Here is a 25771-nt window from a genome sequence, read left to right on the forward strand (position 1 = left end):
TAACGCGGGACGGACGGGATTGAATCCTTGCCCGATTAAGACCGCGCATGCGACGCTCCCTGGGTCGTGTTGATCAAGGAGCGATGCCATGCGGGCCGTTTTCGTCGCGGGGCTTGCCGCCCTTCTGAGCCTCCCCATCGGTGCATCGGCCGACCTGCCCGAGCGCCGCAGCGTCGTCACCAACGACATCGATTATCCCGGACGCGATCTGCAGCCGCTCTTCGAGACCACGCTGGAGGCCTGCGAACGGGTCTGCCTGAACGATCCCGATTGCGGCGCCTTCACCTTCAACGCCCGCGCGGGCGCCTGTTTTTCCAAGACCGGTGCAGGCGAAGCGGTGCCCTTCGACGGGGCCATTTCGGGGCGGGTGATCAACGCAACCAACGCCGATATTGCCCGCGCCGACGCACGCGCCGGCGATCTGGACTTTCTGACCGAGGCGGAGCTTGATGCGGCGGAGGCGCAGGCGCGCGGCCTTGGCCTGCGCTATCGCGGCGGACAATGGAGCGTCGATGCGCTCCTGCGTGCGGCGGAAGATGCAGAGGCGCGGGGCAATCTGCAGGCCGCGACCGATTGGATTGCGACAGCCGTCGCCCAGGACGACAGCGCGATCCTCTGGCTCAGCCTTGCTCACCGCGCGCGACTAGCCGCGAACGAGGCAGGGCGGAACCGGGCGGCAAATCGCACGACCGCGCGGCAGGCGGCGATCAACGCCTATCTGCGCGCAGGGCCCGACGGGCTGCGCGCCACCATCCTTCAGACCTTGGCGCATGCGCTGGAAGATACCGGCGATGGCCGGCTCGCGATCTCGGCCTTGCGTCTGGCCGAAGGTCTTTCGCCCAATACCGAGATCACCGCCAGCCTCGACGAGATGATCGGGAAGTACGGCTTCCGCATCACTGAAACCCGGGTTGAAAGCGATAGCGCGGAGCCGCGCATCTGCGCCGTATTCTCAGAGCCCTTGCGCCAGGCGGGGCAGGATTACGCGGCCTATGTACAGCTCCCCGATCCCCGCCTCGCGGTCACTCCGGGCGAACGCGATCTCTGCGTTTCGGGCCTCAGCCATGGCGAGCGATATCGCCTGGTCTTTCGCGCGGGCCTTCCCGCCGCGTCGGGCGAGACGCTGATCCGGGATGTTCCCGTCACGCAATACGTGCGCGACCGGGCGCCTTCTGCACGGTTCCCGGGCCGCGCCTACGTGTTGCCGCGGACCGATGCGGCGGGCCTGCCGGTCGAGACGGTCAACACCGCGCATCTCGATCTGACGCTGCGCCGGGTCAGCGAAGCCGCGCTTCTGCGGGTCGTTCAGCAGGATCTGTTTGCGCGCCCGCTCTCGGCCTGGGACGAGGAGGAGCTGGCCGCGACTCTGTCGGAGACCGTCTGGGAAGGGCGCGTTGACATCGACACAAGCCTGAATGCCGAGGTCACCACGCGCATCCCGATGGAGGGGCCACTGACCGATCGCGCCCCCGGCATCTACGCGCTTGCCGCCCGTGTGCCGGATGCGGACCCCTATGACGATCCGACCGCGATGCAGTGGTTCGTCGTCTCCGATATCGGTCTCACCACGCTTTGGGGGTCGGACGGGCTGACCGTGATCGCACGAGGCTTGTCGGATGCGCTTCCCCTCGAAGGGCTCGACCTGTCGCTGATGGCGACCTCCATGCGCGAGCTGGGCAAGGTGGTGACCAACGCCGAAGGTGTCGCGCGCTTCCCCGCCGGTCTGACCCGCGGCAGCGGCGCCGCGGCACCCGCCTTGCTGGTCGCGGAGATGGCGGGCGACATGACCTTCCTGTCGCTCGACGGTCCGGCCTTCGATCTGTCGGATCGCGGCGTTGCGGGACGCGAAGCGCCGGGGCCGATGGATGTCTTCCTCACCACGGAGCGCGGCGCGTACCGCGCGGGCGAGACCGTGCACATGACGGCGCTCATGCGGGACGCGAAAGCGGCGGCGATCTCCGATGTGCCGCTGACCGCCATCCTGACCCGGCCCGACGGGGTGGAGCATGCGCGGCAGGTCTCCACCCAGGATCGCGCGGGCGGGCATGTTCTGGCCTTTCCGCTGTCTGAGGCTGTGCCGCGCGGAACATGGCAGCTTGCAGTTCACGCCGATCCCGACGCCCCCGCGCTGGCCTCCCGGGCCCTGTTGGTCGAGGATTTCGTGCCCGAGCGCGTGGATATGGACCTGTCGCTGCCGGACGGCGCCATCGACCCAATAGCGCCGCCGAGCCTCTCCGTGCAGGTGGATTACCTCTTCGGGGCACCGGGGGCGGATCTGCCGCTTGAAGGCGAGGTCCGGCTGAGCGGGCAGCGCAGCCTCGACGTCCTGCCCGGCTATCTTTTCGGCCGCCATGACGCGGAAAGCGCCACGCGGACCGAAAGCCTGCCCGGCAATCTGCGCACCGATGCTGGCGGGGCCGCGGAACTGCCCCTTCCCCTGCCCGAGAGCGATCTGACCGACCGGCCCCTGGAGGCGACGGCGATCCTGCGCGTCCTCGACGGTGCCGCCCGCCCGGTGGAGCGGCGCATCGCTCGGCCCGTCAGACCGGCAGGCCCGGTGATCGGCATCCGCGCGCTGACCGACAGCACCATTCCCGAAGGCACAGAGGCGCGGTTCCGCGTGCAGGGCTTCAGCCCCGATCTGTCCCCGGCGCCCATGAGCGCCGAATGGACCCTGAACCGGGTCGAGACGCGCTACCAATGGTACGCGCTTTACGGCAATTGGAACTGGGAGCCGATCACGACCCGCAGCCGCGTCTCGGGGGGCACGATCACGCTGGGCAGCGATCCTGTGGAAATCACCGCACCGCTCGATTGGGGGCGCTACGAGCTGGTGGTGGAGCGGACGGACGGCACCTATACCGCCTCCTCCGTCACGGTCGATGCAGGCTGGTACGCGCCTGCCGGTGCGGCGGAGACGCCCGACATGCTGGAGCTGTCCCTCGACCGCGAAAGCTACGGGCCCGGCGATACCGCGCAATTGCGCCTTATTCCGCGTCGTGCCGGGCGCGTCCTCGTCTCCGTTTTGACCGAACGGGTTATTGCCCTGTCGGCCCATGAGGTGCCCGAGGGCACGAGCGTGATCGCGCTGCCGGTGACCGAGGAATGGGGCACCGGCGCCTATGTGACCGCGGAACTTCTAAGCCCGCTCGATGAGGCCGAGGGGCGCAATCCCACCCGCGCGCTGGGGCTCGCCCATGCCTCCGTCGCCCCGGGCGCACGGCAGCTCGATGTCAGTATCGACGCGGTTGCGGAGGCCATGCCGCGCGGGCCGCTCGATGTCACGGTCCGCGTGCCAAACGCGGGCGCAGGGGCGGCCCATGTCACCCTTGCCGCCGTGGATCAGGGCATTCTGAACCTGACAGGCTTCGAGACGCCGGATCCCGCCGGGCATTACTTCGGGCAGAAACGGCTCGGGGTCGAGATCCGCGACCTCTACGGACGTCTGATCGACGGGCAAACCGGCGCGCTGGGGCGCATCCGCTCCGGCGGGGACGCGATGGGCCGGATGGAGGCGCAAAGCCCCCCGCCGACCGAAGCGTTGCTGGCGTTTTTCGAAGGTCCGCTATCGCTCGACGAGGCCGGAGAGGCGCGCGTCACGCTGGATCTGCCCACCTTCAACGGGGAAGTGCGGCTGATGGCGTTGGCCTGGACCGATACGGCCGTGGGTGCGGCCGAGGCCGAGGTTCTCGTGCGGGATCCGGTCGTTCTGCAAGCAGCGCTGCCCCGCTTCCTGGCGCCTGGGGATGCGGCGCGCCTTTCCCTCGATCTGACCCATGCCACGGGACCGGCAGGCGACATCACGCTGGCTGTCACCGCACCTGGTCTGGAGATCGACACGAGCGCCCTCCCCGCCGCGGTCACGTTGTCCGAAGGCGCGACCCGGCGGGTCAGCCTGCCTCTGTCGGCCGGAGCGCCTGGCGATCACGAGATCACCGTCACGATGACGACGCCGGATGGCACGCGGCTTGTGAAGACCCTCGCCCTTGGCGTGCGCCGGAACGATCCCGTCACATCGGAGACGCGGCGCATCACGCTGGGCGCGGGCGAAAGCTTCATCCTCGATGATGCGCTGTTCGCCGGGTATACCGGACAGCCCGAGCTGCTGGTCTCCGCAGGCGCATTCGCGCGGTTCGATGTGCCGGGGCTTTTGCGCGGGCTCGACCGCTATCCCTATGGCTGCACGGAACAGGTCACATCGCAGGCCATGCCGCTTTTGTCGCTGGGACCGGTGGCAGACAGCCTCGACATGGTTCCGCCAGAGGGGCTCAATGCCAAGATCGGCGCGGCGATCGAGACTATCCTGGCGCGGCAGGCCCCGAACGGGGCGTTCGGTCTGTGGCGCGCGGGATCGGGGGATGGCTTCCTTGACGCCTATGTGACCGATTTCCTGTCGCGCGCCCGCAGCGCGGGGCATGACGTGCCGGAGCGCGCCTTCGAATCCGCACTCGACAACCTGTCCAACCGCATCGCCTATGCGCCCGATTTCGACCGGGGCGGCACGGATATTGCCTATGCGCTTTACGTGCTGGCCCAGGAAGGACGCGCCTCCATGGGTGATCTGCGCTACTATGCCGACGAGAAGGGCGATGCGCTGGCCACACCGACGGCGCAAGCGCAGCTTGGCGCAGCGCTTGCAGCCTATGGAGATCAGCCGCGCGCGGATCGCCTGTTCAGCCTTGCCGCAGCACGGATTGCAGCGGTTGCCACGCCGGAGCGCGGCGGCAGGCGGGACGATTACGGCTCGACCCTGCGCGACACCGCCGCCTTCGTGACCCTGGCGCGCGGGGCCGGGAGCACGGCGCTGGACTTGGACGCGCTGACCAACAGGCTCGCAACGCCGGGCCGCCCCCTGTCGACGCAGGAAAGCGCCTGGACACTGGCCGCCGCCGAGGCGCTTGTCGCGGATCCCGTTGCCTCGGGCCTTTTTGCGGATGGTGCGCCGGTCGAAGGCCCCTACCTGCGCCGCCGTGCGCCCGGGCTTCCCGCACAAGTCCTGACGACGGAACGGGCGACACTTCTGACCCTCACAACGCTCGGCGTGCCCGAGGTGGCGCCCCCGGCGGGCGGCTATGGATATGCGTTGGAGCGGGCCTATTACCGCCTCGACGGCACGCCCCTGACAGGACAGGTCGCGCAGGGCGACCGGCTGGTCGCGGTCCTGACCATTCGTCCGGCCGAGGAGACGCCTGCGCGGTTGATCGTCGATGATCCGCTGCCCGCAGGGTTCGAGATCGACAACCCCGCGCTTCTGCGTGCCGGTGACATCGCGGCCCTCGACTGGCTTCAGACCGCCGAGACGGAGAGCGCCGAATTCCGCACCGACCGTTTCATCGCGGCTATGGATTGGCAGGGCGCGGAGCCATTCCGCCTGGCCTATATGGTGCGCGCGGTCTCGCCCGGGGACTTTCACCATCCCGCGGCGCTGGTCGAAGACATGTACCGCCCGGAATATCGCGCCGTGACCGCGACGGGCCGCATGTCGGTCGCCGAGTAGCGCCATGCGCGCGCTTCTCGTCCTCGCATTGGCGCTGTGGTCACTGGCCTTTGCCCACGACCGGGCGGAGGACTGGATCGCGGCAACGACGCTGCCGCCGCTGATCCCGGAGGTCGGCGTCGAGATCCGGGACCGTGATGACAGGCTCCTGCGCGCCTTCACCATGGGCGACGGACGTTGGCGGTTGGCAACATCGCTGGATGCGGTCGATCCGGACTTCATCGCGATGCTCATCGCCTATGAGGATCGCCGCTTCCACCAGCATCGCGGCGTCGATCCCCTTGCCCTTCTGCGCGCAGCAGGCCAGGCGATGCGGCATGGGGGCATCGTCTCGGGCGGCTCCACGTTGACGATGCAGGTGTCGCGGCTTCTGGAAGACAGCGGCACTGGCGCATGGCGGGGAAAACTGCGGCAGATGCGCGTGGCCCTCGCGCTGGAGCGGCAATTGTCCAAGGACGACATCCTGAGCCTTTACCTGCACCTCGCCCCTTATGGCGGAAATATCGAAGGCCTGCGCGCGGCGTCACTGTCCTGGCTCGGAAAGGAGCCGCGCCGCCTGACCCCGGCCGAGGCGGCCCTTCTGGTAGCACTTCCTCAAGCCCCCGAAGCCCGCCGCCCCGACAGACATGCCGAGACCGCCCGGACGGCGCGGGATCGGGTGCTGGCGCGGATGGAACGCGCGGGCCTCCTGTCGCGGAAAGCCGCGGATTCCGCCCGCCGCGATGCCGCCCCGACCGCGCGCCATGCGATGCCGTCTCTTGCGCCACACCTGACCACCCCGCTGGCAACTGGCCCCACACGCCAGCGCCTCAGCCTCGACGCGGGGCTTCAGGCCCGTCTGGAACGGCATGTCGCGCGCTACATGGCCGGGCGCGATCCGTCTCTTTCGTCCGCCCTGATCGCCGCCGATCACCACACGGGCGAGATACTGGGATATGTCGGCGCGCCGGGCTATGCCGCCGGACCCGGTCGGCACTACGTCGACATGGCGCGCGCGATCCGCTCGCCCGGCTCCACGCTCAAGCCGCTGATCTACGGGCTGGCCTTCGACCGGGGACTGGCCCATCCCGAGACGCTTCTGTCGGACCGCCCCGTGCGCTTCGGCACCTATGCACCGCAGAATTTCGACGGGCTTTATCGCGGTGATGTCACCGCGCGCGAGGCACTGCAGCTGTCGCTGAATATCCCCGTCCTGCATCTGACGGAGGCGATGGGCCCGGCCCATCTGATGGCCGCGCTGCGCGCTTCCGGTCTGCAGCCCGCGCTCGGATCGGAGCCGGGGCTTGCCACGGCGCTTGGCGGTCTGGGCCTCAGCCTGCGCGATCTGACCCAGCTTTACGCGATGTTCGCCGCCGGTGGGACGGCGCGACCGCTGACCATCGCGCCGGACGACACAGCACCGGGCCCGCGCATCCTGTCCCCGCGCGCGGCCTGGCAGGTGGGGCACATCCTGTCGGACATCCCGCCGCCCCAGGCCTCCGGCACACCGGGTGCGGTCGCTTACAAGACCGGAACCTCTTACGGGCACCGGGATGCCTGGGCGCTTGGCTTTGACGGCAAATACGTGGTCGGCGTCTGGATCGGGCGCGCGGACGGCACGCCGGTGCCGGGGGCGTTCGGCGGCGACACCGCAGCACCGCTTCTGTTCGAGGCGCTGGGTCATCTGCGCGGCACGGCGGTGCCTCTGCCGCCACCGCCTGCCGATACGCTGCTCGTGTCCAATGCCGAGCTGCCGCGCCCGTTGCAGCGCTTCGCGGATCGCGGTCGACCGACGCCGAAACTCGTCATCGCCTTCCCGCCGGATGGCGCGGTGCTGGAGGGGGCGGACGCCCTTCCGGTGAAGCTGACCGGCGCGGTCCCGCCCTACACGCTTCTGTTGAACGGCGCGCCCGTGGCCACTCGGCTCAGGACGCCGCAGACGATCCTCAAAGCCGCGCCACAGGGATATTCCGTGCTGTCGGTGATCGACGCCGCCGGCCAGGCCGCGCGGGCGTCGATCCTCGTTCAGGACTAGGGCGGATTCGCGGTCAGAGCCGCTCGATCGCGATGGCGATGCCCTGCCCGCCACCGATGCACATGGTGATCAGGCCGATCTTGCCGCCCACGCGCTCCAGCTCGTAAAGCGCCTTCACGGTCAGAATGGCACCCGTCGCACCCACCGGATGGCCAAGCGCGATGGCGCCGCCATTGGGGTTCACCTTCGCGGGATCGAGGCCGAGGCCCTTGTTCACCGCCAGTGCCTGCGCCGCGAAGGCCTCGTTCGATTCGATCACGTCGAAATCACCCGCCGAAAGGCCGGTCCGCGCCATGAGCGCCTCGACCGCCGGGACCGGGCCGATGCCCATCACCTCGGGGCGGACGCCCGCATGAGCATAGCCCAGCACGCGGGCCAGAGGCTTCGCGCCCTTCGACTGGGCGGCCTCCGCCGTAGCGAGGATCAGTGCCGCAGCACCATCATTGATGCCCGAGGCATTGCCCGCGGTGACGCTGCCGTCCTTCTTGAAGACCGGCTTCAGCCCGCCCAGCTTTTCCAGCGAGGTCTGCTTGGGATGCTCATCGGTTTCGAACGCCACCGTGTCGCGCTTCACGCGCACCTCGACCGGCGTGATCTGTTCCTTGAACCGACCCTCGGCGATGGCGCGGGCCGCGCGTTCCTGGCTCTCCATGGCGAAGGCATCCTGCGCCTCGCGAGAGATGTCATGCTCGTCCGAGACATTTTCGGCGGTGACGCCCATATGGCCGGTGCCGAAGGGGCAGTTGAGCGCGCCCAGCATCATGTCGAGCGTGCGGATGTCGCCCATCTTCGAGCCCCAGCGCTGGTCCGGCACGATGTAGGGCGAGCGCGACATGCATTCCGCGCCGCCCACCAGAGTTACGTCGCAATCGCCCATGCCCAGCGCCTGCACGCCCGACACGATGGCCTGCGCGCCCGAGCCGCAGAGCCGGTTGACGTTCATCGCGGGCACGGTGTCCGGCACGCCCGCCTGCATCGCGGCGACGCGGCTGAGATACATGTCGCGCGGTTCGGTATTGATGACATGGCCGAAGAAGACCTGGCCCACATCGCCGCCCTCAAGGCCTGCGCGCTCCAGCGCGGCTTTCGACGCGGCGGCGCCGAGGTCGATTGGCGGCGTTCCGGCAAGGCTGCCCCCGAAGGTGCCGATGGCCGTGCGCGCGCCCGACAGAATGACGATGTCCTTGTCCATGATGCTCTCCCTTTCAAGCTGCCTTCGCGACTATGCGCCCCGCACCCGTTCGCGCAAGGCACAACGTGTCGTCACGAACGGGACCGTCTGCGCCACGCCGCGTCTGGATTGCGGAATCAATCCCCGAGCAGGAAGAGCGTGATGGAGGGGAAGGCCACCAGAAGACCGACGCGGATGAGGTCCGAGGAGACGAACCACATCACCGCGCGATAGGTGGCCGACATCGGCGTTTCGCGGTCCATCGAGTTGATGATGAAGAGGTTCATGCCGACCGGTGGCGTGATCAGCCCAACCTCCACCACAATGAGCACGAGGATGCCGAACCAGATCGCCATATGCTCCGCGGACATGCCGAAATCGAGGATCGAGATCACCGGAAAGAAGATCGGAATGGTCAGCAGGATCATCGACAGGCTGTCCATCAGGCACCCGAAAACGAGGTAGAAGAGCAGGATCATCAGCAGCACGGTCATCGGCGCGAAGCCCTGTCCCACGACCCAGTTCGACAATTCCTGCGGTACTTGGCTCAGCGCGAGGAACGAATTGTAAAAGCCTGCGCCCAGCACGATGAAGAAGATCATCGCCGTCGCGGTGGCGGTCTGGATGATGCTTTCGCGGAAGACGCCCCATGTGAGGTTGCCCGAGAAGAGCGCGGCAATGCCGGTGCCCGCAGCCCCCACCGCGGCCCCTTCCGTCGGGGTGAACCAGCCCAGATAGATACCGCCGACGACCAGCAGGAAGACCAGAAGCACCGGCCAGACCTGTGCCAGCGCGCGCATGCGCTCGGCCATGGGCACCGGGTCGCGCGAGCCCGCCGCATCGGGATGGACCCGCACATAGATCGAGATCGTCAGGATGTAGCCGATGGCCGCGAGGATGCCGGGGATGAAGGCCGCGAGGAACAGCTTGGCGATGTTCTGCTCGGTCAGGATCGCGTAGATCACCAGGATCACCGAGGGTGGGATCAGGATGCCGAGCGTGCCGCCCGCCGCGAGCGTTGCCGTCGAAAAGCCCCCGGAATAGCCGTAGCGCTTTAGTTCGGGCAGGGCGACGCGGCTCATCGTGGCCGCCGTGGCAAGCGAGGAGCCGCAGATCGCGCCGAAGCCCGCGCAGGCGCCGACAGCGGACATGGCGACCCCGCCCTTGCGGTGGCCAAGCCACGATTCAGCCGCGCGGAACAGCGATTGCGACATGCCCGACAGGGTCGCGAATTGCCCCATCAGGAGGAACATCGGGATGATCGTCAGCGAGTAGCTGGAGAAGGTCGAATAGGTCTCGGATTTGAGCTTGGACAGGAACATGTTCGGCGTGCCGATCACCAGCCATAGCCCGCCCATCCCGCAGAGCAGCATCGCAAGCCCGATGGGCGCGCGCAGGAAGATCATCAGCAGGAGGACGGGAAAGCTCAGGAATCCCAGTTCGAGATTGCTCAATGGTCGGCCCTCTGTTCCTCGGGCATATAGCGGCCACCGGTGATCAGCCCCGCCACCCGTGCGCCCGCGCAATAGGCCGCAACGACAGAGGCCACGACGGCACCCGCGAGGCTCAGCGCATAGGCCCACCAGATCGGGAATTGCAGCAGGAAGGTCGTCTCGCCGTAGCGCATCTTGTCCTGCATGCCCTGAAACAGCCGCCAGGTGATGAGGAAGATCGTCAGCGTCAGCACGACCTCCCAGAACGTCCGCAGAAAGCGGTTCGCCCGGCTGGGCATCATCTGGGTGAAGACATCGACCGTGGCATGGGCGGAATAGAGCTGACAGATCGGCAGGAAGGCAAAGATGGCGAAGGCGACACCGGCCTCAACGAGTTCGAAATCGCCCGTGATCGGCCCCACGCCTGCCGCGATCAGCGCCTCGGCGAGACCTGGCGCAAAGCCTGTCAGAAAGGCCGAATGCCCCAGCGTGTTGAGACCCCGTCCCAGCACCGAGGCGCAGGTCAGGATGACCAGCGCCACGAGCACGACACCGCCGATCAGCGCCATGAGGCGGGCCAGACGGTCGATCAGCGCCATGAGGCGGGCCAGACGGTCGATCAGCGCGAGCATGTCCAAACTCCCCCGGGGTCTCCGAAAACCAGAAGGGCGCGATCAGAGCCGCGCCCTTCCAACCGCGTCTGCGGCGTCTTATTTGGTGTTGGCCTCGATCAGCTCGAGCGACCGGGCGCGCAATGCGGTGCCGTCCATGCCGCGCTCGTCCATCTCCGCGATCCAGCGGTCGATGGTGGGCTGCGCCGCCTCGCGCCATTTCGCCGCCTCTTCCTCCCCGATCTCGATGATGTTGTTGCCCGCATCGACCGCCATCTGCCGCGACGGGCCGTCATCGGCCTGCATGGTCTTGCCCGCGAGGCCCGAGAACTCGAGCCCCGACTCGGCGTCGATCACCGCTTTCAGATCATCCGGAAGCGCGTTGTATCGATCCTTGTTCATCGCGAAGATGAAGGCGGTGGTGTAAAGCGCAGGACTGCCGAGCTCGGTGTGGTTCTGCACGAGCTCCGGCACCTTCAGGGCGGCGGTCACCTCCCATGGGATCACCGCGCCGTTCACCACGCCCTTCGACAATGCCTCCGGGATCGCGGGGACCGGCATGCCGACAGCCGTGGCGCCCAGATCCTCGAACATCTGCGTGGTCACGCGGGTGGGGCCGCGCAGTTTCATGCCGTTCAGGTCGCCAAGTTCCTCCACCGGCTCGTCGGTATGGATCACGCCGGGACCGTGGACCCAGACACCGAGGACTTTGAAATCTGCGAAGTCCTGATCCATCATCGTCTCTTCGGCGAGCTGCCAATAGGCGCGGCTGGCGGCTTCGGCATCGGTCATGGTGAAGGGCAGTTCGAAGACCTCGGCGCGCGGGAAGCGACCGGGCGTATAGCCCGCGACGGTCCAGGTGATATCGGCAACCCCGTCGATCACCTGGTCGATCAGCTGCGGCGGCGTACCCCCGAGCTGCATCGCGGGATAATGCTCGATCTCGATCCGGCCGTCAGAGGCTTCCATGACCCGTTCCATCCACGGGATCAGGATGTTCTTGGGCACATTGGCCTGCGCGGGCAGGAACTGGTGCATGCGCAGCGTGACGTCCTGTGCAAGCGCGGCGCTGCCTGCTCCTAGGCCGAGCGCGAGCGTCGCGGCGCCCGCGAAAAGTCTGCGAGTGATCTTCATTTCATCCTCCCTTGGATGGCCCTTTTCCTGCCGCGCTATACGCGGTGCGAGCCTCTATCGTGCATTGATGCCGCAGGACGGAATGAAGTGCAATTGCCGCGATATCTTTCGCAACTGCCCGTCGGTGAGTCCCGACGCACCCCGCCCCGACGGCCAGCAACGCACGTGTAGCACAATGTGCCGCAACCATGCGGCACAAAGGCTGAGCGCCGTCCATCAGAACCGTTCGAGCAGTCGCTCCAGGTATTCCAGCTCTTCTTCCGGACGCTCGCCTTCGCCCGAACGGCGGCGGATTTCGTCCAAAAGCTCGCGCGCACGGCGATACACATCCTCGCCGCCCAGCATCTGCTCGTCAGAGCCGATCTGTCCGTTCGTGCCGGCCGAGCGTCCCAGCGGATCGCGCTGCTGACCGGGGTCAGACCCTTCGGCCTGACCTTGCTGGCCCTGCTCACCCTGTTGGCCCTGCTGCTCGGCCAAAGCTTCGCCCAGGTTGCGCATGCCTTCGCGCAGCGCTTCCATGGCTTCGGATTGCCGGTCGATGGCGCCTGCAAGGTCATTCTCGCGCAATGCGTCCTCGGCCCCTTCCATGGCGCCTTCGGCCCGGTCGAGCGCTTCGCCCGCCGCGCGTCCGCCCTCGGTGCCCTGCCCCGGCAGGTTCTGGCGCTGGCGGTTCAGCTCATTGCGCAAGGCACGTTGCCGTTCGGCCAGGTTGTCTTCGAGAGATTGCTGTCCGCCCTGACCCTGCTCGCCCTGTTGCTGGCCTTGACCCTGGCCCTGCCCCTCGCCGGGCTGGCCTTCGCCGCGGCCCTGTTGCTGGCCCTGGCCCTGCTGTTGCCCTTGCTGGCCCTGCTGACCTTCCTGGCCGGGCTGGCCTTGCCGGTTCTGACCGGGATTGAACTGCTCCTGCAGGTCGCGGAAGGCCTGATCGGATAGGTCCTGCTGTTCGCGCAGCGTCTCGCCCAAACCCTCCATCGCCTGCTGGCCGGGGCTGGGCTGGCCCTGTCCCTGCCCTTCGGTGATGCGCATGTTCTCCATCATTTCCTGAAGCTCCTGGAGCGCCTGCATGGCCTCGGCCATGCGGCCCTCCTCCATCAACTCCTGGATGCGGTCCATCATCTCCTGCAGGTCGTTCTGGGACATCTGCATGCCGTCCTGCGGCATGTTCTGCGCGTTCTGGTCGCCATTCTGTTCGTTCTGGCGGCGCTGCTCCTGCGCGAGCTGACGCATGAAATCATCCGTGGCGCGGCGCAGCTCCTGCATCAACTCGGCGATCTCGTCCTCGGACGCGCCGTTGCGCATGGCCTCTTCCAGCCGTTCCTGCGCGCGGCGCAACCGTTCACGGGCATCGTCGAGGTCCCCCTCTTCGAGCACCAGCGCCAGATCCCACATCGCCTGAGCCAGTTCATCCCGCGTCGCGTCATCGAGCCCGGTCTCGAGATTGGCCTCGAGCCTGCGCAGGATCGTGCGGAAGCGCAGGTAATGCGAGGATTGCCGGAACAGACCCTCCGGCTCATAGCTGATCGCACGAAGAATGAGCGCGACGTCGCGGGCATTTTCGCGGTTCCAGAGCAGAGCCTGACGCTCCTCGATCAGTGCAGCGGCCATCGGCTCGAAGAACCGACGTCCGGGCAATGTCAGAACGTCTGGCGCGGCCGCCCCCGTCTGACCTGCGGCATCGGTCACTTGCAGCGAAATCTCGACGGGCAGGTTGGCCCAGGGATGTTCCGAGAAGTTTCCGACGAGCGCCTCCTCAAAGTCCGACCTGTCGCCCGCGAGCGGCAGCGGCAGCATGACCTCGATCGCGGGGCGCGCTTCGGGCTCCATCCGGCGTCCATAGCGCCGATCCACCGCGTCCAACGCAAGCTCGATCCGGGCAGAGCCGCCGGTGACCGCGTAATCGTCACTGGCGGTGAAGGGCAAGGACACGGCACCGTCGTATTTCACGTCGAATGGGCCCGCGCGCGCCACGTCAGGCGTCTGGTCCGGCGTTACGGTAAATTCCCAGGCGCGCCCGCCCGGCCCGTCGATGGCCACGCGGCCCGATTGGGCAACCACGAAGTCCTGCGCCGTGGCCGTCGCGCCCTCGGCCGCGCTGTCATCCGCACTGTCGGTATCGGCGGTCAGCGGGTTGCCGGAGACCGTTTCGGTCACGGATAGATCGCCGGGTGTGCCGTAGAGCCTGAGCGTGACGGTCGCCCCGGCGGGCACCGACAGCGCGGGATCGGTAATGTCGTTGAGATAGACCGCAGGCAGGCGGGTATAGGCGGGCGGTTCCATCCAGCCTTCCCAGCTTGGTCCGCTGGCAAGCTCCGATCCGCCGCCCGGCCCCATGCCCGTGACGGATGATACGCGCATGACCGACCCGAAAAGAAGCGCCACCGACAGAGCCAGCAAGGCGGCATAGCGCAGCGCATAGGGGTCCTGTTCCGAGGTCTTGAGATCCGGCTCCACCGCGCGGGCCTCGGCCAGCCGGGCGCGCATCCGCGTCTGATGCGCCTGCCACACGGCCTGGCTTGCCGCATCGCCGGAGCCAATCGCCTGATTGTCGAGCGCTGTCGCGATGGGCCGCCCCGGCATCGTCGCGTCGAGCCGCATGATCGCGGCCTCCTGCGTGGGCCAGCGGAAGCGGCGTGCGCCCCACCATCCCGTCCAGAGGAGCGCGCCCAGCGCCACGAGGCCCGCGGCCCACACGGCCTCCACCGCAACGAAGTCCTGCAGGCCCAGCATCAGCGCGGCGACAACGGTGATAAGGACCGACCAGAGTGGCCAGAAGCAGCGCACCACCCGCTCGGCCAGAAGCCCGGCGCGCGTCAGGGCTGCGGGACGCTTCACCTGCGCCAGCACTTGGGTCGGATCGCTCATCTGATCGGCCATCACGGCTCCAAAAATTGGGGGGCCGTGAGACGGATCACATCACAGCCATTCGGGAATGCTATCGCGCGAAATGATTTCGTCAAAGTTTGGCCGCGCCCGGATGACGGCATGGTGATCGCCTTTCACCAGAATCTCCGGGATGAGCGGGCGCGTATTGTACTCGCTCGACATGACCGCGCCGTAGGCCCCCGCCGAGCGGAAGGCGACGAGATCGCCTGCTTTCAGCTCGGGCATGGGCCGCGCCTTAGCAAAGGTGTCGCCCGATTCGCAGACCGGGCCGACCACGTCGTATTCCGTGCGCTCATGCGCGGGCGCGGGCTCGACCACCGGCACGATGTCGTGCCACGCGTCATACATGGCGGGGCGAATGAGGTCGTTCATCGCAGCATCGAGGATCAGGAACCGCCGCCCCTCGCCCTCTTTCACGTAGATCACGCGGGACAGGAGGATACCCGCATTCCCGGCGATGAGCCGCCCGGGCTCGATCTCGATCTCGCAGCCCAGATGACCGACCGTCTTCTTGATGAGCGCGCCATATTCCGTGGGCAGCGGCGGTGCGCTGTTCGACCGCTCATAGGGAATTCCCAACCCGCCGCCCAGATCGAGGCGCTGAATGTCGTGACCGTCGGCGCGCAGCGTCTCGGTCAGCTCCGCCACTTTCAGATAGGCCGCTTCGAACGGGGCAAGCTCGGTCAGTTGCGATCCGATATGCACGTCGATGCCCACGACCTCGATGCCCGGCAGCGCCGCGGCCTCCGCATAGACCGCGCGCGCCTTCGAGATCGGGATACCGAACTTGTTCTCGGACTTTCCGGTGGCGATCTTCGCATGGGTCTTGGCATCGACATCCGGGTTCACCCGGATGGTGATCGGCGCCGAGACGCCCATTTCGGCGGCGACCCGGCTGATCAGGCGCAGCTCAGGTTCGCTTTCCACGTTGAACTGGCGCAAGCCCCCGGTCAGCGCCTGACGGATTTCCGCTTCGGTCTTCCCGACGCCTGCGAAGACGATCTTCTCGGGCGCGACACCGGCGGCGATGGCCCGCGCATACTCCCCGCCAGACACCACGTCCATGCCCGCGCCCAGCGCGGCCAGCGTCTTCAGGATCGCCTGATTGGACGCGGCCTTCATCGCGTAACACACCAGATGCGGCAGGCCATCGAGCGCTTCGTCGAAAAGCCGGTAATGCCGCTCAAGCGTCGCGGTGGAATACACGTAAGCCGGCGTGCCGACCTCCGCCGCGATCTCCGAAAGCGACACGTCCTCGGCGCACAGCACGCCGTCTTTGTAGTCGAAATGATCCATGGCAGAGGCCCCGCTCAGAGTTCCCCGCTCCTCTACCCGAGCCCAAAGGCGGAAAGAACCCCCGAAATCCCACGCAACATGGGGCTTAGGCGCGCAGCCCTAATGCGTCACTGTCCGATATGTCGCGCGGGGTCCGGGGCAGAGCCCCAGCTGCCCGATGATCGAGACGATCATTCGGGCCAGACATGGGCGCGCTTGCGCGCTCCGTCAGGTAACGGGGCGCGAGCGCAGATACAGGTAGAGCGGCAATCCGCAGCTGACCCCGATGCAATAGGTCGCGGGAATCGCCAGAAGCGCGGACCAGTTGCGCCGGACGGCCACCTCCGCGATTACCCAGATCGTCAACGTGATCGCCGCGATGGTCAGGTCCCAGGTCAGCCCGGTGGTCGAATCATTCACGTACCACGCGTCGATGAGCTGCCCGAGTGACCAAACGTTCGCCGCCATGTAGGACAGGAAGTAATACATCGGATGCACCGCACCCCAAAGCGCGAGTGCGAGCCAGACAAACCTCAGACCATGCATTCAGAATCCGATCCCGACAGTGACATTGCCGCGCGTCTGCGAGATCGCGCCGCCCACGCGGACACCGTTCGATCCAGCCGATACGCTGACTGAAGTTGTAGTCTGGGGCGGCGGCGGGCCAAGCGCTTCTTCGAAGGGATTGGGCTCGGGCTGCGTGCATCCCGCAGCCACCAGGAGAAGCGCGCTTGCCGCGGCGTGTTTCACCGCGAGCTTACCCCGATGGACGCGCTTCCCGTAACCGAAATCCCGATGGGCGGCTCTTCCTGAGCGGGATCGGGCCGTTCCGGTGCGCCATCCGCACCGCAAGCGGCCAGCAGCAAAAAGGCAAGGCAGGCCAGAGGTCTCATTCCAGGATCTCCTTCCAGCGGGCGATCTGTGCCCGCACCTGATCGGGCGCGGTGCCGCCATAGGAGATGCGGCTCGCCACGGAATTATGCACGCCGAGGACGTCGAAGACAGCCTCGGTGATGCCATCGTGAACCGATGTCATATCAGACAGGCTCAGATCCGGCAGGTCGCAGCCCTTCTTCTCGGCCAGCGCCACCAGCGCGCCCGTGACGTGATGCGCGTCTCGGAAGGGCAGGTTCAGCTCGCGCACCAGCCAATCCGCAAGATCGGTCGCGGTCGAGAAGCCCGACGAGGCCGCGGCCTCTAGCGCAGGCACGTTCGCGGACATGTCCCGCACCATCCCGTCCATCGCCGCCAATGCCAGCAGCCAGTTATCGGCCGCATCGAAGACCTGCTCCTTGTCCTCCTGCATGTCCTTGGAATAGGCGAGCGGCAGCCCCTTCATCACCAGCGTCAGCGCCACGTTCGCACCGAAGATCCGCCCGATCTTGGCGCGGATCAGCTCCGCCGCATCGGGGTTCTTCTTCTGCGGCATGATCGACGAGCCGGTCGAGAAGCGGTCTGACAATGTCACGAAGCGGAACTGCGCGGAGGACCAGATCACCAGTTCTTCGGCCATGCGCGACAGGTGCACCGCGCTGATCGAGGCGATCGACAGGAACTCGAGCGCGAAGTCCCGGTCCGACACGGCGTCCAGCGAATTGGCCGCGGGCCGGTCGAAGCCCAGCGCCTCCGCCGTCATGTGCCGGTCGATCGGGAAGCCCGTGCCCGCCAGCGCGGCCGCCCCGAGCGGGCTTTCGTTCATCCGCGCGCGGGCGTCGCGCACGCGGGACAGATCGCGGCCGAACATCTCGACATAGGCCATCATATGATGGCCCCAAGTCACGGGCTGCGCCGTTTGGAGATGGGTGAAGCCCGGCATGACCCAATCCGCACCCGCCTCGGCCTGGGCGAGGAGCGCGCGCAAGAGCGCGAGGAGCTGCTCTTCCGCCGCATCCAGCTGATCGCGCACCCACAGCTTGAAATCGGTGGCGACCTGATCGTTGCGCGACCGGCCCGTATGCAGCCGCCCCGCGGGCTCGCCGATCAGCGCCTTCAGACGCGCCTCCACGTTCATGTGAATGTCTTCTAGCGCCGTGGAAAATTCGAACGTGCCGCCTTCGATCTCTGACAAGACGGTGAGCAAGCCTTCCCTCATCGCCTCCGCGTCGCTAGGTTTCACGATGCCCGTGGCAGCCAGCATGGCGGCATGGGCCCTCGATCCGGCGATGTCCTGCGCCGCCAGCCGCTTGTCGAACCCGATCGAGGCATTGATCGCCTCCATGATCGCGTCAGGTCCAGCGGCAAAGCGGCCACCCCACATCTGGTTCGAGGTCGTATCGGACATTCCCTGGCCTTCCCTGGAGGAGACATGATCAAAGCTCTTGGCGCGCTCGTCTATACCGCCGCACTCTCGCTTGCAATTCCGGCGGCTGCCGAGATTACCGCGCTGGCGGACCTGCGCGACGGCGACATGAAAAAGCTCAACCTGCATTCCGAGGCGAAAGATGTGGGCGATGCCGACTTCCAGACCTTCGACGGCGATCCCATGAACCTGTCCGATTACGCAGGAAAATGGACGCTGGTGAATTTCTGGGCCACCTGGTGCGCGCCATGCCGCAAGGAGATGCCGCAACTTTCGGAGCTGCAGGCGGAACTCGGCGGCGACGCATTCGAGGTCGTGACCATCGCCACGGGCCGCAACCCGCCCCCCGCGATGGAGGCGTTTTTTGCAGAGCCCGATCCCGACCGGCCCGAGATCAGCATCGACAACCTGCCGCTGCACCGCGATCCCGGATCAACCCTGGCGCGCCAGATGGCCGTTCTGGGCCTGCCGATCACGGTCCTGATCAATCCCGAGGGCAAGGAGGTGGCGCGACTGACGGGAGACGCCAACTGGGCCTCCGACGAGGCGAAGGCGATCCTGCGGGCGGCCATCGAACAGACGCCCGGCTGATCGCGCGGAAATTGTCCGAACGGAAAAGCCCGGCCAAAAGCCGGGCTTTTTCTTGCGTTGGAGAAAGACCCGCCCCGGCGGACACCCCTATCACGGGCCGCAATAGGACCCGCTGCGATACTGCGCCGTATCGAAGTGAAAATGATCCTGGTGGAAGCGATCCGAATCCGGCCCGAGCGTGGTGCCGAAGATCCCGCAGGCGCCCTTGTACATCCGCCGCAGGATGGGCCCCTGGTTCGCGCTGCGATAGCCCCCGAGCACGACCATCTGGGAGCCATCACGCAGCTGGATCGCGGAGATATCGATCGCGCGGCCCTTGCCATGCTCGGAGATTTTCGCGCCCGGCAGGTTGTTTCGGGTCCGGCAGGAATAATGCGCCGCGACCCGAAGTCCGGACACGCCCCCGCCTGTATTGCCCACCGCAGGCCGCACCGCGCGATTGAGCCAGGCTTTCGTGGCCCGCGCGGTGGAACAATGCAGGAGCGACGGCTGGCTCAGCCGCACACCGTCGATCGCACGCACTTCGACCGCATCCTCGATGCCACAGCCTCGGATGCGCCCCGGCACGAAGCCCACATATTCGCCCTGGATATCCGGATCGCCGCAAAGCGCGCCGCGATCCCGTTCGACCTGCTGTGCCATGGCTTTCTGTACAAGGCTCTGCGTGCGCCTGGCAGGCCGCAGGGTCTGCGCCACGGCAAGCCGACTGGCCGCGGCGAAGGCCCGGATATCGCGACCCTCATAGCCCGGAAATTCCTCCAGCGGTTCGGCGCGGGGAATGGGCTCCAACCGGGCGAACTTCTCGCGAAGCTGCGCGGCGATCACGGCCTCGGTCAGGTCCGGGCGCAGTTGCGGGCGGATCTCTGCCGAAGGGGCCGCCGATGCGGCGGCGGGCGCAGGCGCCGAGACCGCGACAGGCACGGCGCCGGTGTCGCGTGCAACGGGGCGGAATGAGCTGTCAGGAGCGGCCAGAGCCGGGATCGCGAGAAGGGAAACCAGAATAATCGCAACCGCTTGTCTCATCTTTCCACCTTCACACGCCCGAAATCCGGCGCCTCCGTATCCTGACCCGCCTCGATGATACCCCGGCGGATGGCGCGGGTGCGGGTGAAATAGTCGTGAAGATGCGCGCCATCGCCTTTGCGGATCGCCCGCTGCAAGGCGAAGAGCTCTTCGGTGAAGCGGCCGAGGATCTCGAGCGTCGCATCCTTGTTGGTCAGAAAGACATCGCGCCACATGGTCGGATCGGACGCGGCAATCCGGGTGAAGTCGCGAAAGCCCGTGGCGGAATACTTGATGACCTCGCTCTCGGTCACGCGACGCAGATCGTCAGCCACGCCCACCATCGTGTAGGCGATGAGGTGCGGCGTATGACTGACAACGGCGAGGACGAGATCATGGTGGTCCGCATCCATTTCGTCGACCAACGCGCCCAGACCTTCCCAGAAGGCGCGCAGGCGCGCGACCGCCTCCGGATCGCTGCCCTCGACCGGTACAAGAAGGCACCAGCGGTTGTCGAACAGCGTGGAAAAGCCCGATTCGGGGCCGGAATGCTCGGTCCCGGCCATTGGATGGCCGGGAATGAAATGCACGCCCTCGGGGATATGCGGGCCGACCTGCGCAATCACGTCCTTCTTGACCGACCCGACATCCGTCACGGTCGCGCCGGGCTTCAGGTGAGGCGCGATGGTTTCCGCCACCGCCCCCATCACGCCGACAGGCACGGCCAGCACCACCAGATCGGCGTCGCGCACGGCCTCTTCGGCGCTGTCGCAGACCGTGTCGCACAATCCGATCCGGCGTGCCGTCTCCCGCGTCTCTTCGGAGCGCGCATAGCCTGTCACATGACCCGCGAGACCGCCGCGCTTCATCGCCCAGAACATCGAGGACGCGATCAGGCCGAGGCCAATGAGCGCGACCCGGCCGTAGATTGGCGTATCGCTCATCGCTCGCCCGCTTTGAACAACCCGATGCAATGCGCGACGCGGCGGCAGGCGGGCTCGTCGCCCACGGTGATACGCAGCGCCGAAGGCAGGCCGTAGCCAGACACGCGGCGCACGATCAGGCCCTGTTTCTGCAGGTAGAGATCGCAAGCCGCCGCCTCTTCGGGCGAGGAGAGCCGCGCGAGCACGAAATTCGCGGTCGACGTGTCCGACGGCACGCCATGCTCCATCAATGCCTCCGCGAGCCAGGTCCGCAGGCGCGTGTTCTCCGACCGCGACTTCTCGACATACTCGCGATCCCGGATGGCGGCCTCTGCCGCGGCGAGCGCCACGTTCGACAGATTGAAAGGCCCGCGCACGCGATTGAGCACATCGATGATGGCTTTCGGCGCATAGCCCCACCCCACGCGCAGGCCGCCCAGCCCGTGGATCTTCGAGAAGGTGCGCGTCATCACCACGTTCTCGCGCATCTCCACGAGCTTCGCGCCGCCGTCATAGCCTTCCACGTATTCCGCGTAGGCGCCGTCGAGAACGAGGATCGCCTGCGGCGGAAGCCCCTCGGCCAGACGCTCGATCTCCGCGAGACCGACCATGGTGCCCGTGGGGTTGTTCGGGTTGGCCAGGAAGACGAGCTTCGTCTTCTTGGTGCAGGCCGCGAGGATCGCATCCACATCCGTGACGCGCTCTTTCTCGGGCACCTCGACGGGCTTGGCACCTGCGACCTTGGCCGAGATCCGGTACATGGCGAAGCCGTGCTCGGTATGGATGACCTCGTCATTCCGCTGCGTGTAGGCCTGGCAGAGGAAGTGAATGATCTCGTCCGAACCCACGCCGCAGATGATCCGCTCCGGATCGAGGCCGTGGACCTCCGCTATGGCGGCGCGCAGGTTCGCGTGATCTGCGGACGGGTAGCGATGCAATTCATGCGACGCACGGCGGATCGCCTCGCGCGCGACCTCGGGCGGCCCGAACGGATTTTCGTTCGAGCTGAGCTTGACCACGTTTGCCACGCCCTCGACGGCGGATTTCCCGCCCTCGTACAGCGCGATGTCCATGATGCCGGGTTTCGGCGCAATCTTCGTCATGTCTCAGGCTCCCATTGCGTCCGGCTATAGCGGCCCCTCCGCCCCGTGAAAAGCACCAAGGTCCGGGCCGGATCGCCGCAGCCATGAAGCGGATGCGAGGATGCCGCAATACTTCCCGATTGTTTCGATAGCCGGGACAAAGGGATTGGCGATCTTCCGCAGCGTTGCCCGTCATTCGGCCGCGCATCCGTGCCGGGTGCGGCCTACGAGCTGGCGCTCGCGGTCAGTCAGACGCTCAGACCACGACCTCCTGCCGCTCCTGTGCGCCCACGTCGAAGACCCGTTTGTAGCGGTCGATCTGCGCATCCGGGCCCATCGCCTTGTTGGGATTGTCCGAAAGCTTCACCGTCGGCTGGCCCTCTGCCTTTACCGCCTTGCAAACCAGCGAGAAGGGAGCCAGCCGGTCATCCGGGGTCAGCCCCCGGAAATCGTTCGTCAGAAGGGTGCCCCACCCGAAGGAGACCCGGACCCGGCCCGTGAACTGGCGGTACAATTCCTCGATCTTGGCGACATCGAGCCCGTCGGAGAAGATGATGAGCTTGCCCGTCGGATCCTCGCCCCGCGCCTTCCACCAGCGGATCGCTGTTTCGGCCCCGGTTGCGGGATCGCCCGAATCGATGCGGATGCCGGTCCAGCCCGCAAGCCAGTCCGGCGCGCGGTTCAGGAAGCCTTCCGTGCCGTAAGTGTCGGGCAGGATGATGCGCAGGTTGCCCTCATGCTCCTCCTGCCAATCGTTCAACACGTCGTAAGGGGCCTGCGCCAGCGCCTCGTCATCCTTGGCAAGGGCTGCATAGACCATCGGCAATTCATGCGCGTTGGTGCCGATCGCCTCGAGATCGCGGCTTTTCGCGATGGCGCAGTTCGACGTGCCGGTGAAGCGCTCGCCCAGACCTTCATACATCGCCTGCACGCACCAATCCTGCCAGAGGTAGGAATGCCGCCGCCGCGTGCCGAAATCGGCGATGCGCAGATCGTCGATCTTCTTCAGCCGCTCGATCTTTTCCCAAAGCTTCGTCATGGCGCGCGCGTAGAGCACCTGCAGCTCGAACCGCCCCATATCGTTCAGCACCGCGCGCCCGCGCAGCTCCATCAGCACGGCGAGCGCGGGAATTTCCCAAAGCATCACTTCGGGCCAGGCGCCCTCGAAGGTCAGCTCGTATTGATCGCCCACCCGCTCCAGGTGATAGGGCGGCAGGCGCAGGTTCTCGAACCAGTCCATGAAATCGGGCCGGAACATCTGCCGCTTGCCGTAGAAGGTATTCCCCCGCATCCAGGTCGACTCGCCCCGCCGCAGGGACAGCGACCGAATGTGGTCGAGCTGTTCGCGCAGCTCCCCCTCGTCGATCAGCTTGGCGAGCGGCACATGGTCCGAGCGATTGATCAGGCTGAACGTGACCTGCGTGTTGCGATGATTGCGAAACACCGACTGACACATCAGCAGCTTGTAGAAATCGGTATCTATGAGGGAGCGGACGATCGGATCGATCTTCCACTTGTGGTTCCAGACGCGGGTGGCGATATCGACCATGAGACTTCCTCAGATTCCGAGAACCGCTTTTCGGAGCTCTGGGTACATCACCCAGACAAAAGCTCCTGTCTCGGCCCGCGCGGGTCCGGCTTGCGCAATTACACCCGTTTGCACATCGTCGGCTCGAATGGTGGACGTCGGGGCAGAAACGCCCAAGACTTCGGCTATTTCGCGCCCCAGGCGCCCATAGAGCGCATTCGCCGTTTCGAAGCTATCGTATCCACCGGCACGCGCGATCTCGCCGGCTGTCAAACCCACATCATCACTCTTCGCGTGCGCCACAAGCATATCCAATTTGGCGCCCTCGGGTTTGAGCACCTCTAAAGCTTCAGCGTATTCCTCCACTGTAGGGATCAGAAAATCGATATTTTCAGCCCGGCGTCTCGCTTTCGCTCTTTCGCGATGCCTTTCATCGAGAATTTGTTTGAGCGTTTGCAAAGCTTCGTCCGGTGTCGCGCCGGTGGCATCGGCTATCTGCCCTTTTGACTTAGTATTCTTCCGGTACGCAAGCGCACGCGCTTCCCCACCTGAATTTCCGTAACGGATCAAATATCGACCGTACTCAATCATTTCTACCTTCATTCCAGCACGACCCCCGCCGCCGCCATCTCGTCCATGGCCGCGCCAAGCGATCCATCGAGGTCGATCCCCCTGCACAGGTCCTCCCTCAGCGTGACGTCGAAGCCCAGCTTGCGCGCATCGAGGGCCGAGAATTTCACGCAGAAATCCGTGGCCAGCCCGACCATCGTCAGCCGCGTGATCCCGCGCGTACGCAGGTATCCCTCAAGCCCCGTCGGCGTTTCGTGATCGTTCTCGAAAAACGCCGAATAGCTGTCGATCGCGCGGCGAAAGCCCTTGCGGATGATCAGATCGGCGCGGTCGGTTTCGAGCCTGGCATGAAATGCGGCCCCCTCGGAGCCTTGCACGCAATGATCCGGCCAAAGAACCTGCGGCCCGTAAGGCATCTCGATCATCTCCATCGGTGCCTTGCCCGGATGTTGGGACGCGAAAGACGAATGCCCCGCCGGGTGCCAATCCTGCGTCAGGATCACCGCGTCGAACTCCGGCATCAGCGCGTTGATGGGTGCGACGATCTCGTCACCCCCCGCCACGGCCAGCGCGCCGCCGGGGCAGAAATCGTTCTGAACATCGATGACGATCAAGGCCTGCATCCGCGCCTCCTTTCCGCAATTGCCGCCCAAGGTGGCGCGGCGCACGCCCGAGGACAAGCCCCACCCCTTGCGCGGGCGCCCCCGGCTGCATTATCTCGCCCGGCATGTACACCGTCGCAGCCCTCTATCACTTCACGCCCTTCGCGGATCCGGACGCCCTGCGCCCGGACATGATCGCCTTGGGCGAGGCGGAGGGGATCACCGGCACGCTTCTTGTCGCGGGCGAAGGCATCAATGGAACGGTCGCCGGTCCGAAGCGCGGCATCGACCGGATGGTGGCGCATATCTGCGCCCTGCCCGGCTGCGCCGATCTCGAAGTGAAATATTCCACGGCACAGGACCGGCCCTTCGCCAAGCTCAAGGTCCGCCTGAAGAAAGAGATCGTGACCATGGGCCGGCCGGGCGTCGACCCGCGGGCGCGAACTGGGCACTATGTCGACCCGGCCGATTGGAATGCGCTGATCGAAAGCCCGGATGTGGCCGTGATCGACACCCGCAACGATTTCGAAGTGGCCATCGGCACCTTTGAAGGCGCCGTGAATCCCGAAACCGAAAGCTTCCGCGACTTCCCCGCCTGGTGGGAGCGCAACAAACACCGCTTCCACAACAAGCGGATCGCGATGTTCTGCACCGGCGGCATCCGGTGCGAGAAATCGACCAACTGGCTTTTGGAACAAGGCGAGGCCGAGGTGTATCACCTCAAGGGCGGTATCCTGAAATACCTCGAAGAGGTGCCCGAGGCCGACAGCACCTGGCAGGGCGCGTGTTTCGTCTTCGACGAACGCGTCTCGGTAGAGCACGGTCTCCGCGAAGGCCCGCACCTTCTCTGCCGGGCTTGCCGCCGCCCGATCCTGCCCGAAGACCGCAACCGCCCCGAATATGAACAGGGCGTCGCCTGTCATCTTTGCGTCCACGAGACGGGCGAGGAGGACAAGATCCGCTTTCGCGAGCGTCAGAAGCAGATCGCCCTCTCGAAAGCGCGGGGTGAGCGGCACTTGGCGGGCATGGACGACTGACACCCCGCATCTCGGGCGACCGCAGAGTCCCGCGTCACCGTTTCGAGCGCCCCGCCCTGTCACGTTCGGACCGGAAATACTCCGGTGGTTTGGAGGCCGCGCCTCCAATGCAGCGCGAC

Annotated in this window: 19 protein-coding genes; 4 read left to right on the forward strand and 15 right to left on the reverse strand. The window is 66.3% G+C overall.

What is annotated here, in order from left to right:
• The first annotated feature begins 88 nt into the window (after nucleotides 1-88).
• Both FIV09_RS17305 and pbpC read left to right on the forward strand, forming a co-directional pair.
• Nucleotides 89-5497, forward strand: coding sequence for an alpha-2-macroglobulin family protein (locus FIV09_RS17305; RefSeq protein WP_152451946.1), 5409 nt, complete (start codon nucleotides 89-91; stop codon nucleotides 5495-5497).
• Between the two features lie 4 nt (nucleotides 5498-5501).
• Complete coding sequence (gene pbpC / locus FIV09_RS17310; protein WP_152451948.1) at nucleotides 5502-7511, forward strand: penicillin-binding protein 1C; 2010 nt, start codon at nucleotides 5502-5504, stop codon at nucleotides 7509-7511.
• Nucleotides 7512-7524: 13 nt separating this feature from the next.
• On the opposite strand, the gene FIV09_RS17315 is transcribed toward pbpC, so the two are convergent.
• The 9 genes from FIV09_RS17315 to argH all read right to left on the reverse strand — a co-directional run bounded on the left by FIV09_RS17315 (nucleotide 7525) and on the right by argH (nucleotide 18299).
• Nucleotides 7525-8703, reverse strand: coding sequence for an acetyl-CoA C-acyltransferase family protein (locus FIV09_RS17315; RefSeq protein WP_152451950.1), 1179 nt, complete (start codon nucleotides 8701-8703; stop codon nucleotides 7525-7527).
• A 116-nt stretch (nucleotides 8704-8819) separates the two neighbouring features.
• Nucleotides 8820-10136 (reverse strand): TRAP transporter large permease, encoded by a 1317-nt coding sequence (locus FIV09_RS17320; RefSeq protein ID WP_152451952.1) that lies wholly within the window; start codon nucleotides 10134-10136, stop codon nucleotides 8820-8822.
• On the reverse strand, nucleotides 10133-10747 hold the full coding sequence (locus FIV09_RS17325; protein ID WP_152451954.1) for a TRAP transporter small permease: 615 nt from the start codon (nucleotides 10745-10747) through the stop codon (nucleotides 10133-10135). Before FIV09_RS17325 ends, FIV09_RS17320 begins: the two co-directional genes overlap by 4 nt.
• 78 nt (nucleotides 10748-10825) lie before the next feature.
• Nucleotides 10826-11860 carry a TRAP transporter substrate-binding protein gene (locus tag FIV09_RS17330; protein ID WP_152451956.1) on the reverse strand — a complete coding sequence of 345 codons (1035 nt, stop codon included), beginning with the start codon at nucleotides 11858-11860 and terminating at the stop codon, nucleotides 10826-10828.
• Nucleotides 11861-12076: 216 nt separating this feature from the next.
• On the reverse strand, nucleotides 12077-14734 hold the full coding sequence (locus FIV09_RS17335) for a TIGR02302 family protein (RefSeq protein WP_152451958.1): 2658 nt from the start codon (nucleotides 14732-14734) through the stop codon (nucleotides 12077-12079).
• A 39-nt stretch (nucleotides 14735-14773) separates the two neighbouring features.
• Nucleotides 14774-16039 (reverse strand): diaminopimelate decarboxylase, encoded by a 1266-nt coding sequence (gene lysA, locus FIV09_RS17340; RefSeq protein WP_152451960.1) that lies wholly within the window; start codon nucleotides 16037-16039, stop codon nucleotides 14774-14776.
• Between the two features lie 207 nt (nucleotides 16040-16246).
• A complete protein-coding gene (locus FIV09_RS17345) occupies nucleotides 16247-16564 on the reverse strand; it encodes a DUF2834 domain-containing protein (protein ID WP_152451962.1) in 318 nt (105 codons plus the stop codon).
• A 200-nt stretch (nucleotides 16565-16764) separates the two neighbouring features.
• Entirely contained in the window at nucleotides 16765-16911 is a 147-nt protein-coding gene (locus tag FIV09_RS17350; RefSeq protein ID WP_152451963.1) for an argininosuccinate lyase, read from the reverse strand.
• Entirely contained in the window at nucleotides 16908-18299 is a 1392-nt protein-coding gene (gene argH / locus FIV09_RS17355; RefSeq protein WP_152451965.1) for an argininosuccinate lyase, read from the reverse strand. The genes FIV09_RS17350 and argH overlap by 4 nt, the downstream gene beginning before the upstream one ends.
• Nucleotides 18300-18323: 24 nt before the next feature.
• On the opposite strand from argH, the gene FIV09_RS17360 reads away from it, so the two are divergent.
• Complete coding sequence (locus tag FIV09_RS17360) at nucleotides 18324-18908, forward strand: TlpA disulfide reductase family protein (protein ID WP_152451967.1); 585 nt, start codon at nucleotides 18324-18326, stop codon at nucleotides 18906-18908.
• Between the two features lie 90 nt (nucleotides 18909-18998).
• Here FIV09_RS17360 and FIV09_RS17365 read toward each other — a convergent pair whose 3' ends face one another.
• From FIV09_RS17365 to pncA, 6 genes are all read right to left on the reverse strand, one after another.
• The gene (locus FIV09_RS17365) at nucleotides 18999-19931 is read right to left on the reverse strand and encodes an extensin family protein (RefSeq protein ID WP_152451969.1); all 933 of its coding nucleotides are present in this window, start codon (nucleotides 19929-19931) and stop codon (nucleotides 18999-19001) included.
• Entirely contained in the window at nucleotides 19928-20854 is a 927-nt protein-coding gene (locus tag FIV09_RS17370; protein WP_152451971.1) for a prephenate/arogenate dehydrogenase family protein, read from the reverse strand. Before FIV09_RS17370 ends, FIV09_RS17365 begins: the two co-directional genes overlap by 4 nt.
• Nucleotides 20851-21936, reverse strand: coding sequence for a histidinol-phosphate transaminase (gene hisC / locus FIV09_RS17375; RefSeq protein ID WP_152451973.1), 1086 nt, complete (start codon nucleotides 21934-21936; stop codon nucleotides 20851-20853). The genes FIV09_RS17370 and hisC overlap by 4 nt, the downstream gene beginning before the upstream one ends.
• Before the next feature lie 235 nt (nucleotides 21937-22171).
• A complete protein-coding gene (pncB, locus tag FIV09_RS17380; RefSeq protein ID WP_152451975.1) occupies nucleotides 22172-23464 on the reverse strand; it encodes a nicotinate phosphoribosyltransferase in 1293 nt (430 codons plus the stop codon).
• A 9-nt stretch (nucleotides 23465-23473) separates the two neighbouring features.
• Entirely contained in the window at nucleotides 23474-24046 is a 573-nt protein-coding gene (locus tag FIV09_RS17385) for a hypothetical protein (RefSeq protein ID WP_152451977.1), read from the reverse strand.
• Nucleotides 24043-24636, reverse strand: a complete 594-nt coding sequence (gene pncA / locus FIV09_RS17390) for a bifunctional nicotinamidase/pyrazinamidase (protein WP_152451979.1) — start codon at nucleotides 24634-24636, stop codon at nucleotides 24043-24045. Before pncA ends, FIV09_RS17385 begins: the two co-directional genes overlap by 4 nt.
• 104 nt (nucleotides 24637-24740) lie before the next feature.
• On the opposite strand from pncA, the gene FIV09_RS17395 reads away from it, so the two are divergent.
• Entirely contained in the window at nucleotides 24741-25652 is a 912-nt protein-coding gene (locus tag FIV09_RS17395; RefSeq protein ID WP_152451981.1) for a rhodanese-related sulfurtransferase, read from the forward strand.
• Nucleotides 25653-25771: the final 119 nt, after the last annotated feature.

Source organism: Roseivivax sp. THAF197b (genome assembly GCF_009363255.1).
GTDB lineage: Bacteria > Pseudomonadota > Alphaproteobacteria > Rhodobacterales > Rhodobacteraceae > Roseivivax.

Bases quoted from the DNA above. Each gene is read 5' to 3' on its own strand.
- hisC (WP_152451973.1), bottom strand. From the start codon at position 21,936: ATGACGAAGATTGCGCCGAAACCCGGCATCATGGACATCGCGCTGTAC.
- lysA (WP_152451960.1), bottom strand. From the start codon at position 16,039: ATGGATCATTTCGACTACAAAGACGGCGTGCTGTGCGCCGAGGACGTG.
- FIV09_RS17395 (WP_152451981.1), top strand. From the start codon at position 24,741: ATGTACACCGTCGCAGCCCTCTATCACTTCACGCCCTTCGCGGATCCG.
- FIV09_RS17360 (WP_152451967.1), top strand. From the start codon at position 18,324: ATGATCAAAGCTCTTGGCGCGCTCGTCTATACCGCCGCACTCTCGCTT.
- pbpC (WP_152451948.1), top strand. From the start codon at position 5,502: ATGCGCGCGCTTCTCGTCCTCGCATTGGCGCTGTGGTCACTGGCCTTT.
- FIV09_RS17315 (WP_152451950.1), bottom strand. From the start codon at position 8,703: ATGGACAAGGACATCGTCATTCTGTCGGGCGCGCGCACGGCCATCGGC.
- FIV09_RS17350 (WP_152451963.1), bottom strand. From the start codon at position 16,911: ATGAGACCTCTGGCCTGCCTTGCCTTTTTGCTGCTGGCCGCTTGCGGT.
- pncB (WP_152451975.1), bottom strand. From the start codon at position 23,464: ATGGTCGATATCGCCACCCGCGTCTGGAACCACAAGTGGAAGATCGAT.
- FIV09_RS17345 (WP_152451962.1), bottom strand. From the start codon at position 16,564: ATGCATGGTCTGAGGTTTGTCTGGCTCGCACTCGCGCTTTGGGGTGCG.
- argH (WP_152451965.1), bottom strand. From the start codon at position 18,299: ATGTCCGATACGACCTCGAACCAGATGTGGGGTGGCCGCTTTGCCGCT.
- FIV09_RS17325 (WP_152451954.1), bottom strand. From the start codon at position 10,747: ATGCTCGCGCTGATCGACCGTCTGGCCCGCCTCATGGCGCTGATCGAC.
- FIV09_RS17385 (WP_152451977.1), bottom strand. From the start codon at position 24,046: ATGAAGGTAGAAATGATTGAGTACGGTCGATATTTGATCCGTTACGGA.
- pncA (WP_152451979.1), bottom strand. From the start codon at position 24,636: ATGCAGGCCTTGATCGTCATCGATGTTCAGAACGATTTCTGCCCCGGC.
- FIV09_RS17365 (WP_152451969.1), bottom strand. From the start codon at position 19,931: ATGAGACAAGCGGTTGCGATTATTCTGGTTTCCCTTCTCGCGATCCCG.
- FIV09_RS17370 (WP_152451971.1), bottom strand. From the start codon at position 20,854: ATGAGCGATACGCCAATCTACGGCCGGGTCGCGCTCATTGGCCTCGGC.
- FIV09_RS17305 (WP_152451946.1), top strand. From the start codon at position 89: ATGCGGGCCGTTTTCGTCGCGGGGCTTGCCGCCCTTCTGAGCCTCCCC.
- FIV09_RS17330 (WP_152451956.1), bottom strand. From the start codon at position 11,860: ATGAAGATCACTCGCAGACTTTTCGCGGGCGCCGCGACGCTCGCGCTC.
- FIV09_RS17335 (WP_152451958.1), bottom strand. From the start codon at position 14,734: ATGGCCGATCAGATGAGCGATCCGACCCAAGTGCTGGCGCAGGTGAAG.